This window comes from Desulfitobacterium elongatum, from assembly GCF_055378975.1.
The window spans coordinates 1389382-1401513 of sequence record NZ_AP038772.1; the positions used below are offsets into that span (position 1 = coordinate 1389382).

The window sequence follows — 12132 nt, forward strand, 5'->3', positions numbered from 1 at the left end:
CAGCAACAATTCACTCAAACCATAGTAAATCTTTTAATTGTTTCATCAATAAACAGCTTTTCATTAGGAGACAATTCCTTCCTACTATAGATGCCAATCTCCAGCTTGTTAAAATGAAAAGGTACGGAAACCAGCGGCCGCAGGGCCAGCGCTCCCGGTTCCGGCATAATATAGATTCCTCCGTCCAGGCAAATTCTGAGCATTCTTTCCCGGCCGAATACCTTGTCAACCAAATTGGTTTTCTTCATTGCTTCACGTGTCTTTTTCTTCTTTAGGAACCTGTCTGCATCCGCAGCAGCGACCGTTTGTCCAGCCAAATCCCCCGGTTCAATTCTCTCTTTCGTTGCGAGAGGATGGTCCTTAAAAAAAACGCAGACTGGTTGAATATCGGCCACCTTCGTAAACAGAAGACCTTTTCCCTCAAAAGTGGAAAAGCGTGCGGACTCCATAATGTCCACCTCACCGTTCAACAGCAAATCATAATCATGATCCGTATTCAGCTCCACTTGTTGAATCTCGATCAGGGGATACTTCTGGGAAAACAAAAAGCACATGGACGGCATAAATAACGGTGTTGAAAACACACCGATTTTAAGGATATTTGGTTGTTTTCGCCCCAAATGCCGGCATTCTTCTTTCACTTGCGCTATGTAGCTGTCCAGGTGACACATATTTTCATAGAAAAATTTTCCCGCCGGCGTACAGATAACTCCTTTTGGGCCACGCTCCAACAGCTTCGTGCCGATTTCCAGCTCCAGCTGATTCGTTTGCTGCACCAGCGCCTGAGGAGAAATAAACAAATCTTTGGCAGCTTTTGAAAAGCTGCCCCGCTTAACGACAACAATAAATCCTTGCCGTTGTTTGTCATTCATAGCAGGCCACTCCTTTTTTTTTCAAGAGAGCTTCAACTATTTCTTTAAACAGCATAACTTTTTTGTGATTCCTAGTCAACAACGAAATTTGTTATTTTATATATAGAATTTGTATTAAGAATTTTTTAAAATTTCAAAGGAGGAATTACAAATGAGTAAAGGTTTTTCCCGCAGAGATTTCTTTAAGGGGGCGGCGGCAAGTGCGGTCGGCATCGCAACCATCGGCGTCGCTGGGTGCAGCAGCCAGACTTCAAGCGTCCCAGCGGACAACGCGGCTTCCAAAAAAGTCGTTTTACCGGATCTGTCCACTGCGAAATACGAGGCGGATATAGTAGTTGTGGGCGGCGGTGTCTGCGGCCTGTCGGCCTCGATTGAAGCTGCGGGTGCAGGGGCCAAAACGATCCTTCTGGAGGCCCAAGCGATTTTAGGCGGCAACGGCAACTGTGCGGAGGGAATCTGTGGACTTAACACTAAATATGTAACAGCGATGGGAAACCATTACGACATTGAAGAGACGCTTCATAAAAAGATGGAATATTCCCACAATCGCGCCGACCGTCGATTGGTCAAAGATTGGATTTATAAGACTGCCGATCAAATCCAATGGCTGGAGGACCTGGGGGCAAAATTCATTCCAAAACTGTTTGGCGAAGAATATGTGGTACAACATTTTTATCTCGGCAAGGGCAAAGCGGTGGTTGACAATGCCTTGGTTCCGCGGGCGAAGCAGCTTGGGGTCCAACTTATGACGGAAGCCCGGGGAATGAATCTGTATATGCAGAACGGTAAGGTCGCGGGTATCCTTGTGAAAGGTAAGGATGGCGAGTTTCCGATCAAGGCCAAAGCCGTTATTCTTGCAAGCGGCGGTTTTCTGCAGAATCACGAAATGGCCATGGAATTGACTGGTCGTGATACCGATCGAGTTGTCATAAACTCCATGCCGGGTCACTTAGGAGACGGTATCAGGATGGCATATGAGGTTGGCGCAGATCAAAGCAAAATTAAAGACGTCGGGTGTTATTGGGCCGCCTTGAAAGGCATATCTCTCGAAAGCCATATGAGCGTGGCCGCATGTAATGAGCCGTATTTCTGGATCAATCAAGATGGCGTTCGTATTATGGATGAAACCTTCATGATGACCCATCTTTGCGAGATGTGCAACATCATGTTTAACCAGAAGAAGGTTTACTCAATCCTCTCCCAAAATGAAATCAACAGGCTCATGAAAGAGCCCTGCACTCTAGGGTGGGGGTCTTATGTCTTCCAAGGGTCTGTGTTGAAGGAGATCCAGTCAGATTTAGATAAGTATTTGGCCAAAAATCCTTCCAACATCTTTAAAGCGGACTCCCTCGAGGAGTTGGCCAAAAAGATTAATGTAGACCCGGCTACTTTCCAAACCACGGTAGACAATTATAACAAGATGGTGGATCAACACGAAGATACCGATTTCGGCAAGCCCGCGCCATTTTTGCGCAAGGTTGAGGGCGGCCCCTTCTACGCCTTTGAATTGTGTGCCAACGCGTCCTGCAGCGAAGGCGGCCTTCATATCACCACTGAATTCGAGGTGCTTGACACTAATTCTACCCCAATTCCCGGCCTTTATGGTGCAGGCATCGAATGCTCGGGCATGCAAGGCGATACTTATTACATGACACTTCCGGCTACCACCCAGAATTTTTCCGTTTACTCGGGTAGAAATAGTGCCAAGAACGCAGCTAAATATATTACTAAAGCCTAACACTTAGTTCTTCTCAGGCCTTTACGGTGCAAGTGAATGCACGCAAGTCACCCTGAGCACGTCGGCACAGATGGTTGTGAACTGTACAGGGGGACTTAAATTTCAGTAAGTCAACTAATCAGAATTAAAGAGATATCACAAATCTTCGATCAGAGGAAAGGGAGCTTAGGAATGAGAAAAAGTAAATTTGTATTCGTTTTAACAATGTTACTTGTCCTGGTAATTACTTCGGGATGCAGTTCTACACCCGCGACAGCTGAGAAACCCTCTGGAAATACTGCCAAACAAACGGTAACAAATATCTATAAGGACGGTACCTACGAAGGTACCAGCGACGCAGGAAAACATCCAGGTTTAAAAGTATCTGTAGTTGTGAAAGAAGGGAAAATTTCAAATGTTAATGTGACCGAACATAATGAGACGGAAGGTGTTGGAACTATTGCTATTGAAAGGCTTCCCAAATTGATCGTTGAGTCCCAGTCTACTGAAGTCGATATCGTGACCGGAGCAAGTCTAAGTTCAGCTGCTATTAAGGAAGCTGTAAATAATGCTTTAGCACAAGCAAAAAAATAGATTTCCTTCAAAACATTTTATTCGGCCTCATTCTCGGCGGCCCACTTGGTGTCGACTTGAGAACCTAAGAACTAGTTTCAGTCAATATGGATTTTGTTAATGAATTGCCCGAAGAAAGGAGAAAACTTAAAAAGTAAAAAAGCTCAATTTTACTTTTTTTTACCACGTTTTTTATTACTGCCGGACTATTATTGTCAAGTCCAAAAGAACTTATGGCTTTACCAGGATCCGGATTATGTATTTAATGTCATGATTGGGAAGATGGTGAACTACCAAAGATAGCCTTTGAACAGGAACCTTATCAGCCGGTTGTTCGTCAGATAAACAATATGGTACTTGAAAGCGGCGAGCTTTGCAGCAGTGGTAATGGGAATATTAGGCGCTGCCGTTTGGAAAACTTGCTCAATTGAGACAAACTCCGGGAGGTGTTGCTCAGATCAAAGGCCTACCAAGTCCGGACTTGACAAAACCATCATGGGTAATTATTCCGAAGGCTTAGGAGGAAAGCAATATGCATTGGAATTGGCTTATCGTAATCTATCTATTCCTTGGAGGACTTGGGGCGGGTGCGTATCTCACCTCATTTGCTGCGGAAAAAGGATGGCCGGGAGCAAATTCCCGACTGGCAAAGGGAGGATATTATATTGCAGCACCGGTTGTTGCCCTTGGTACCTTGCTTTAGTATTTGATCTGGACAAGGACTAAAAAAACCCTTGCTACTTATGAGGCCACTGAAGAACTTGTGGTTTTGACGGAGTAACTAAGCATCGTGACACAAAAGACGACCTGAATTCTCAATTATAAGAATAAGGTCGTCCTTTTGCGGTCTAATCACACCTTCTCTGTGGCTTACTTAGGGCTTGCTAGCCAAACCCTGATTTTGATTTCAATTAGCCAAAATTATGTCATTATCTTTCCAAAACATCCAGCTCAAAATTTGGACAAAAAGAACTCTGAGCTTATGCTCTAAGTTCATCACCAAGAATTGCATAGCAATCATGCTCTCTGCTGTTTCTTCTAGCTTTGCAGCGATTCGAGCGAGTCCATATTTCCTTTTCCCTTCACCAAACTTGCCTTCAACTGCATTCCGTTCACTGGCATCTTGTCTTTCGATTCTCTTTTCTGCTTTCTTTATCAAGGCTTTCGCGATCGGTCTGCCAAGTTTCGGTCCACTGAGTCGGATCCCATGTTTTTTGCAATAGGCCAAATTCTCTCGATTTCTATAGATGCGGTCGGCTAGAACTGCCTCTGGATAACAGCCATTTCGACTCTTGTAGCCCTCTAAGCTTTGAATCAGGGTGTTTGCTTCGTTAAAGGGATCCCAGGACAGTTTCTCTATTCGGCTGTATCCGTTTTCAAGACTGATGGCTACCTTGGCTCCAAACTCTACTGCTGCTCCGGCTTTACCTCGGACGATGGGTCTCACATGCGGTTGATAGAGGTTTACGATACGATCTTCTACTCGGTGAATCTTTGTTTTGTACATCTTGCCTTGCTGATCAAGTAACGTTCGAATCGTGGTGAGTAGTTTTTGGTGTCGCTTGCTTAACTGCTCGATTCCTGCAGCTGATTCTTGGAGCATTCGGTCGACAATTCTCAGGTTCCGTCTTGCGTATTGCAATTGTTTCCTAATGGCTTTTCGGAGTTGGTTTTTTTGGGGACTCTTTTGTTTGGAAACATTCAAATAGTCTTTCCGAGCTTTCTCACGATAGGTTCTGGGTCTTCTCTGTTCTTTTCCATTGGCGCTATGAAGTGTATCAACGATTTCATCAAGTTTTTCTCTGGCTTCATTCAATAAACCCAAGTCTGTTGGAAATCGAACGTCGGCAGGGGTGCAGGTTGCGTCGAGAATTAACGTTCCTTGGTTAGGTCTATCTTCTGTAGTATTCTCCGAGCTCTCCTCGTTTTCAGCCCTGCTTTCGACAGGCTCCGCTGGAATCACTTGACCAGATCCGCCTTGAGGATCATTGTCGTCGTGGTCTTCCCGTTTTTCGCTTTGTGCTGCTTTTAGTGCCGTTTCGACGGCCATGATACGCTCGTTGATTTTAGCTAACCGTTTGGCATTGAAGCGTTTACGAAATTTAACCATCGCAACAGGGGTAAAGGGTTGGGTTAACTGATATTCCTTCAGACCAATGAAGTATTGCAGATAGGGGTTCTCCGTGATCTGTTGCACCGCTTCGCGGTCGGTATAGCCACAACGGGCCTGTATTATTAACGATCCAAGAGCCATGCGGACAGGTTTAGCCACATTCCCTCGATCACTGGGAAACATAAAAGCGTATTCTTCCTCGATTTCATCCCAGGGGATAATTTTAGCCAATTTTACCCAACGATTCTCGGCACTGAGCTTACCCGAGAAGGGTAGAATGAAATCATCGATTGTAATTTGCGGATCGGGCTTTCGGTACATCTTTTCAGCCTCCATGTGCAAGGTTTTTTAGAGGTAAAATTGTTTTTCCATGCACATATATTCGACAAAAACGCCCTCAAACCCTTGTAAAATAAGGATTTTTTGAGATTTTAGCAAGCCCTACTTACGTCATTAGCTTCAGTATTCTTTTTAAATTCACAGTAAAGATCGCCATCGTGGCTTTTGGCCAGAACCTTGTAACTGATATCTAAAATAAAAAGGGGATTGCCAATGAATTCCCGGATTGACTCCAGCATATGCTAAAGACCCTTGCCGGAAAGCAGGGTCTCAAAAAGCAGAGCTGCGCCGAGATTTAAGCGGCGCTGTGAAATTAGGTAGGTATTGATATCATCATACAGAGTTTTAAGATCAAGGAGTCCGGAAAGGACGACGAGATTGATCAAGGAACTTTCCAGGTACTCCGTAGGTATAGGGCAGTCTGCGAGGCAGACGATATTCAGCGGATTTATCAGAGAAGCCGGGAGAATAACTGTGTGAAGCTCAGAAGCTTTGGCGATATACAATAAGCTCGTTTTGAAACCACACTGATTGGGCTGAAGCATTACCGCATCCGTTATCTGATGGCTGCTTGCGGCCAGATGCAGCTCCGGATTGTAAGGTCTCAACACTTCCAAAGCCAGCGTCTCAATGCTTGTTCCTATGTAATTACCCTCCTTCTTCACAACTTTAAATATTGAAGAAACAAAACAGGGTGAAAATGAGACGCATAGTTAATTATATCACAAAGTTCGGCGCTAATTATTCATAAAATGTTTATAAAATTAATTGTTATTTTTTGAATTCTTTACAATGATTAAGTTTCCTACCTGTACTAAAATCTTATCAAGAGAAAATTGTCGCAAAGTGGTGAAGGCTGAGAGACTATCTCATACTTCAAGGGGGATAAAGAATGTTTATACTTCTTAATGAAGTCAAAACGCTGGTGGAAACAGGAAGGGCTAAACAGGTAGCCGGTCTGGTTCAGGAAGCATTTGATGATGGAAACGCAGCAAGAGACATACTTTAGGCCATGGTGGATTCGATGGGCAGCGTTGGCGAAAAATTCTCCGCAGGTGAGATTTTTGTCCCGGAAATGCTGCTGGCGGCCAAAGCGATGTCTAAAGGCGTTGATGTCCTGAAGCCATCGCTCAAAGGTGACAGCACCAATTCATTAGGAACCTGTATTATCGGGACCGTGGCCGGCGATCTGCATGACATCGGTAAAAACCTGGTTGCCATGATGATAGAAAGTGCCGGCTTACCGTAGTGGATTTAAGCGTTGATGTACCGGTGTCCAAATGGATTGAGACGATCAAAGAATATCCCAACGTGACCTTGGTGGCTTACTCCGGTCTTTTGACGACTACGATGCCTGCTCTGAAAGAGGCTGTTCAGACTATTAAAGGCAGCGGATTGACGGGATTCAAAATCATTGTCGGTGGGGCACCGGTGACACGGGCCTATGCCAATGAAATTGGTGCCGATGGTTTCGTATCCGATGCCGGAAGTGCTGCCGTCAAAGCAGTTGAATTGGTAAAAGCATAAGTAAAAAGGAGGTGCATGAAAATGGCATTATCCCAAAGGCAGAACTTTGAAATCATGCTCAAAGGTGGGAAGCCGGAATTTGCTCCGAAAGCTTGCAATTATATAAAACCTGTGTCTTAGGTACGAACAATGCAGATTAACCCTGGCAATGCGGCTTTTGTTGGCGACCCAAGATTTGAGACCCTTTTCAAAACTTGGGAAGAATATAAACAAATTATAATAGCTTAGGAGAGTGTACAATGAGCCAAAAAGATGATGCACAAAAAACTGAACAGCAAAAAGGATTGTCACGGAGAGGTTTTCTGAGAGGAAGCGTTGCTGCGGCTGCAGTTGCAGGTATAGCATCTGCAGGATTGCTAGCCGGTTGCAGTAAAGAAACGAAGGCTCCTCAGGGGCCAGCGGCTCAGGATCCCAATACCGGCTGGCTTGGTGAACCCCCGAATATTGCTGATTCCGATATCAAACAAACCATGCAGGCCGATGTTGTTATCGTCGGCGCAGGAGTGGCAGGCTTGAATGCAGCCCGCGCGGCGGCTGAAGCCGGAGCTTCGGTTATTGTAGTGGAGAAAGCGGCTACCTATCAATACCGCAGTGGCGAGTATGCAGCCATTGACAGTAAGCTCCATAAGGAACTGGGCGCTAAGGTCGATAAAGGCGCCCTTATCAATGAAAGCATGAAACAGATGGGCTATCGGGCGGATGCGCGCTTGTGGAAGTATTGGGCTGACCACAGCGGAGAGGCTTATGACTGGTTGCTGGAGCTGGCGCCTGACTATAAATTGTACGCTGAAACAGATCTGAGTTATGACAAAAAAAATGTTAACATCCAGGCATTGCACTTTAATAGGCCGGCTGGATATGATCCGGTAAAGGAAAACTCCCCATCCTGGCCGACGCCGCTGGTTTTTGTTCCGAACCAGGGAGCGATGCTGGAACGTGTTTATCAAAGATGTCTGGAAAAGGGAGTTAAGTTTGTTTTCTCGGCGCCTGCCCGTAAGCTTATCCGTCCCGATAACCAAGGCAAGGTTCAAGGTGTCATTTGTCAGGACGCTAACGGCTATACCAAGGTCCTCGCCAAGAAGGGAGTCATTCTGGCGACCGGAGATTACGGCAACAACAAGGCGATGGTAGAACATTTTTGTCCCTATGGCCTGGTCAATGTACAAAACCTCTTCTCTAACAAGGATGACGACGGAAACCCCATCAATGTGGGTGACGGGCATAAGATGGCTGCTTGGATCGGAGGGAAGATTGAGGATATTCCCCATGCTCCGATGAATCATTCCATGGGCAGCGCTTTGGGTACGAGCGCTTATTTTCTGGCGAGTACGCATGGGGAGCGTTTCGTTAACGAAGATACCGGCGGACAACAAATGGCTAATGCTCTTTTAAACCAGCCCGGAGGTTTCGGCTGGCACATCTTTGATGACAAGTGGTCTGAACAGCTTGAATCGATGGCATTTACGCATGGCTCTGTCAATCATGTGGTCCCGGATGACAAGATGCCCGAAGTGTCTATGGAGTTAATGATGACCTATGGTATATTATCATTTACATCCCGCGGAGCGATCAAAAACAATAAAAATGTTCTGAAAGCGGATACCCTGGAAGAGCTTGTCACGAAACTTGGACTGGAAGCTGAAGCCCAAAGTAAAATGCTGCAGTCTCTCAAGCGCTATAATGAATTTTGCGCTCAAGGGGTTGACGAAGACTTTTACAAGACACCAAAGCGGCTCTTCCCGATTACAACCGGCCCGTTTTATGCCACTAAATACAATCCGGGAGTATTTCTTATTGCTTTGGGAGGCCTGAAGATCAACCCGGAAACTTTAAATGTTTACGACACGGATTATAAGGCTATTGAAGGATTGTATGCAGCAGGGAATGTGCAGGGCGGACGTTTCGCGGTCGATTATCCCGTTACTGCTCCTGGCATAAGCCATGGAATGTGCTTAACTTTCGGGCGTCTCGCCGGAGCAACAGTAGCTAAGCTGTAATTGGCGTTTTATTTTATTAAAAAGCTTCCTCCCTTCTTCTTTTCCTCCTTTATATCAGAGGGCCTGAAAATAGGCCCTCTGAATTGTTAAAAAAAAAATTAATGATTGATAGGAGAGTAACTGATATGAGCCGTCAAAATCAGCTTAAAAAGAAAATAGTTTATGGATCAACGTTGCTGTTTCTGGTGGCTGCCATGACCGGACTGGTTATCCTGGTGAACAGCAATGTTGTCCGCAGTTCAGAACTTCCCGAAGTTAAAGCGAATACTAAAAAGCTCGCTGTACTCACTGAAAATTTGAAACCCAACCCTCATGTGCTGCCTTCCCATAATCCGGTATTGAATTGCGATAGCTGCCATGGTGACAAAAAGAAAGTTCAGGATATTGAATGCAGCAAGTGTCACCAATTCGATTGGATGGATCGTTTAGTCGAAAGGAGTCAGTGAACTTAGCAAGGAATGTCCGAGTAAAAAAGGAGTTGTGTTTGAGGATGGACAAGAAAAAACAGGCGCTGATCAGTCGGCGGAATGTCTTAAAAGTCGGGGCGCTGGCAGCCGGAGCACTTGCTGTCGGGATGTTTCCATATCGAGGAGCCAAAACGGTAAAAGCAGAGATGGATCAGGAGGCTCCGATAGACCCCAATCAGATCGGATTTATGTTTAATCAGGAATTATGTATTGGCTGCCAGTCCTGTGTAAAAGCTTGTAAGAAGGCAAATAATTGGGATGAAGGAACTCATTGGCGGCGTGTCCTGCAGGTTAAAGGTCAATTCAGATATCTTTCCATCAGCTGCAATCATTGCGAACATCCAGCCTGTCTGGCCGTTTGCCCCGTTACTGCCTACAGCAAAAGAGCTAAGGATGGCATCGTCATTCATGACGCCTCCAAATGCGTAGGATGCAAGTATTGTGTGTATGCCTGCCCTTACCATACCCCTCAGTATAGTGAAGCGACAGGAAAAATCTCGAAGTGTCACTTCTGTTATCAACGTCAGGACCAAGGCGAGAAACCGGCCTGTACCTCAAGCTGCCCAACGAAAGCCTTAAGCTTTGGCAAATTGGCCGATCTTAGAAAAAATGCCGGGGGGACCGCAGAGCTTAAAGGTCTGCCTAGTGCTGATGTGACCGAGCCCTCGTGGATAATTATTCCTGATGGGAAGGAGGGGTAAGCATGACAATGCCTTGGGGTTGGTTAATCGTAATTTACCTATTTCTGGGGGGACTTGGTGCGGGAGCTTATCTCACCTCTTTTGCAGCCGAAAAAGGGATTTTGGGAAAGAGTTCAAGTCTAAAGCGCGCAGGATATTATTTGGCAGCTCCGATTGTGGCAATTGGTACGCTTCTCCTGGTATTTGATCTTGGTCAAGGGCTCCATAAGCCATGGATTCTGCCGGGACTATTGTCTAACCTTGGTTCAGTCATGACCTTGGGAGTATATATCTTATCTGTTTTTATTATTTTGGGACTGCTTAAAGTTTACTTCGTTTTAAAGAAGAAAACTGCGCCTGCTGTAATAACCTGGGGCGGTGCGGTCTTTGCCTTAGCAACGGGAACCTATACCGGGCTTTTGCTGGCCGTGATCAAGGCAATTCCTTTTTGGCATTCGGCGATACTGCCTTTTCTGTTTGTAGTCTCCGCTTTATCAACCGGTCTGTCCGCCACAATTCTACTGGCTTCGGTGGTTGAGAAAAATGGAACCAGCCAAAGAAGGGAAGGGCAAGTTCACTTACTGTTGATCGCCATGGAACTGCTGATCGCAACGCTGTTTTTCGGAACGTTAGGATTCGGATTAGGTGGGCAGGTAAGTAAGGATACAGTAGAGACGGTAATGGCCGGGAAATATGCCCTTGTATTTTGGGGATACTTTATTGGCTTGGGGCTTTTATTCCCTTTGACGGTATATATTTATCAATATCTTAGCACTAAACAAGGAGCAGATACAATTTTGACTGAACCTGCTCTTCCGGATCTCAGTGCCAAACAAGGAGCCGTTGCAGCCATGGCTGAATCTACTTTGCCGAGAGGGGAACAGGTTGCTGCTGCGCAGCATTCCTACTGGACTGTCGCAGCAGATTGGGCGGTATTGATTGGGGGATTCGCTTTGCGAACCCTGATTATCTTCGCTGCAATCCCGATCTGGGACGGCATCACAATTCATTAACAATTTTACACCGCTGACCCCGGCGCCAGACTCCGGGGTCAGTGGTGTACTTTTTTATAATCAGAAATCAATTGGCTGGTATGGTATTGCATTTATATTTAAATGCGAAAAGTTTCACTTTGAATGGACTGAACACCTGAGGGTAGAAAGGAGGGAGCAGCCCAATTTTTAAGCAAAAAGTATAGGTAAAAGCGGTACCGGTATAAAAGAAAACAAGCCCCTTGCAGTCCATCGGTATCGAGTTAATGGTAAAGAAGAGGCGCTTAAAAATAAAGTGAAAAGAGGTATTTTAAAATGAGGACAGAGACAAAAGTTAATGTCTATTTTACCCTTTTCGTGTCGATCTTATTTGGTGTGTCTTTCACAATGGTAGGCGGTTTGATCTCAAACGGATCGGTTAATTGGAATAATTTTACGATATCCGCACTTGTTGGTGTTGTTGTAGGTTTTATTATCGGCATAGTAATCCCTGCTGGTAAATGGGGTGCAGCAGTGGCTAGTAGGGTGACTAAACCTGGCACCTTGTTGTTTAATCTCATAATGTACTCGATTCTTCTTCTTATAATGTTGCTGATTATGTGCCCGGTTCTGACTTTATTTATCGGGTGTGTTCTCATGGGCGCGCCTGTTGCAGCTATGCAGCCGAACTTGTTTTCGCTTTTTATCCCGTTCTTCGGGATTGCTCTAACAATTCTCTTGTTTTTAGGCGGTCCCCTGATGAAATTGTCAATGAAATGCGCGGGGGTGCCTGGCGGTGTCAACACGGCTGCACCTAAAGAGAGCAATCCATCGGCGGGCTCAATTGATCAAGGGTGATAGAGTATCTGCCTTATT

10 protein-coding genes and 2 pseudogenes are annotated in these 12132 nt (G+C 45.4%); 9 read left to right on the top strand and 3 right to left on the bottom strand.

Annotation, left to right across the window (positions count from 1 at the left end; genetic code table 11):
- Window positions 1-14: 14 nt before the first annotated feature.
- Window positions 15-872, bottom strand: coding sequence for a LysR family transcriptional regulator (locus ACZ42W_RS06435; RefSeq protein WP_464169302.1), 858 nt, complete (start codon window positions 870-872; stop codon window positions 15-17).
- A gap of 151 nt (window positions 873-1023) precedes the next feature.
- Between ACZ42W_RS06435 and ACZ42W_RS06440 the strand changes: the two genes are divergently transcribed.
- The 3 genes and pseudogenes from ACZ42W_RS06440 to nrfD (ACZ42W_RS06450) form a co-directional block, all read left to right on the top strand.
- Window positions 1024-2610, top strand: coding sequence for an FAD-dependent oxidoreductase (locus ACZ42W_RS06440; RefSeq protein WP_464169304.1), 1587 nt, complete (start codon window positions 1024-1026; stop codon window positions 2608-2610).
- 171 nt (window positions 2611-2781) lie between these two features.
- Window positions 2782-3183, top strand: coding sequence for an FMN-binding protein (locus tag ACZ42W_RS06445; protein ID WP_464169306.1), 402 nt, complete (start codon window positions 2782-2784; stop codon window positions 3181-3183).
- A 511-nt stretch (window positions 3184-3694) separates the two neighbouring features.
- A pseudogene (gene nrfD, locus ACZ42W_RS06450) lies at window positions 3695-3923 on the top strand (NrfD/PsrC family molybdoenzyme membrane anchor subunit); the annotation flags it as partial.
- Between the two features lie 146 nt (window positions 3924-4069).
- On the opposite strand, the gene ACZ42W_RS06455 reads toward nrfD (ACZ42W_RS06450), so the two are convergent.
- Both ACZ42W_RS06455 and ACZ42W_RS06460 read right to left on the bottom strand, forming a co-directional pair.
- Window positions 4070-5596: an IS5 family transposase gene (locus ACZ42W_RS06455; RefSeq protein ID WP_464169308.1), complete on the bottom strand. Its 1527-nt coding sequence runs from the start codon at window positions 5594-5596 to the stop codon at window positions 4070-4072.
- Between the two features lie 260 nt (window positions 5597-5856).
- Complete coding sequence (locus ACZ42W_RS06460; RefSeq protein ID WP_464169310.1) at window positions 5857-6231, bottom strand: hypothetical protein; 375 nt, start codon at window positions 6229-6231, stop codon at window positions 5857-5859.
- A 275-nt stretch (window positions 6232-6506) separates the two neighbouring features.
- On the opposite strand from ACZ42W_RS06460, the pseudogene ACZ42W_RS06465 reads away from it, so the two are divergent.
- The 6 genes and pseudogenes from ACZ42W_RS06465 (at window position 6507) to ACZ42W_RS06490 (ending at window position 12114) form a co-directional block, all read left to right on the top strand.
- Window positions 6507-7141 (top strand): annotated as a pseudogene (locus ACZ42W_RS06465) (cobalamin-dependent protein).
- Between the two features lie 239 nt (window positions 7142-7380).
- The gene (locus ACZ42W_RS06470) at window positions 7381-9138 is read left to right on the top strand and encodes an FAD-dependent oxidoreductase (protein WP_464169312.1); all 1758 of its coding nucleotides are present in this window, start codon (window positions 7381-7383) and stop codon (window positions 9136-9138) included.
- A 125-nt stretch (window positions 9139-9263) separates the two neighbouring features.
- Entirely contained in the window at window positions 9264-9584 is a 321-nt protein-coding gene (locus ACZ42W_RS06475) for a cytochrome c3 family protein (protein WP_464169313.1), read from the top strand.
- Between the two features lie 44 nt (window positions 9585-9628).
- On the top strand, window positions 9629-10306 hold the full coding sequence (locus tag ACZ42W_RS06480; RefSeq protein ID WP_464169315.1) for a 4Fe-4S dicluster domain-containing protein: 678 nt from the start codon (window positions 9629-9631) through the stop codon (window positions 10304-10306).
- A 2-nt stretch (window positions 10307-10308) separates the two neighbouring features.
- Window positions 10309-11298 carry an NrfD/PsrC family molybdoenzyme membrane anchor subunit gene (gene nrfD, locus ACZ42W_RS06485; protein WP_464169316.1) on the top strand — a complete coding sequence of 330 codons (990 nt, stop codon included), beginning with the start codon at window positions 10309-10311 and terminating at the stop codon, window positions 11296-11298.
- A 294-nt stretch (window positions 11299-11592) separates the two neighbouring features.
- Window positions 11593-12114: a hypothetical protein gene (locus ACZ42W_RS06490; protein ID WP_464169318.1), complete on the top strand. Its 522-nt coding sequence runs from the start codon at window positions 11593-11595 to the stop codon at window positions 12112-12114.
- Window positions 12115-12132: the final 18 nt, after the last annotated feature.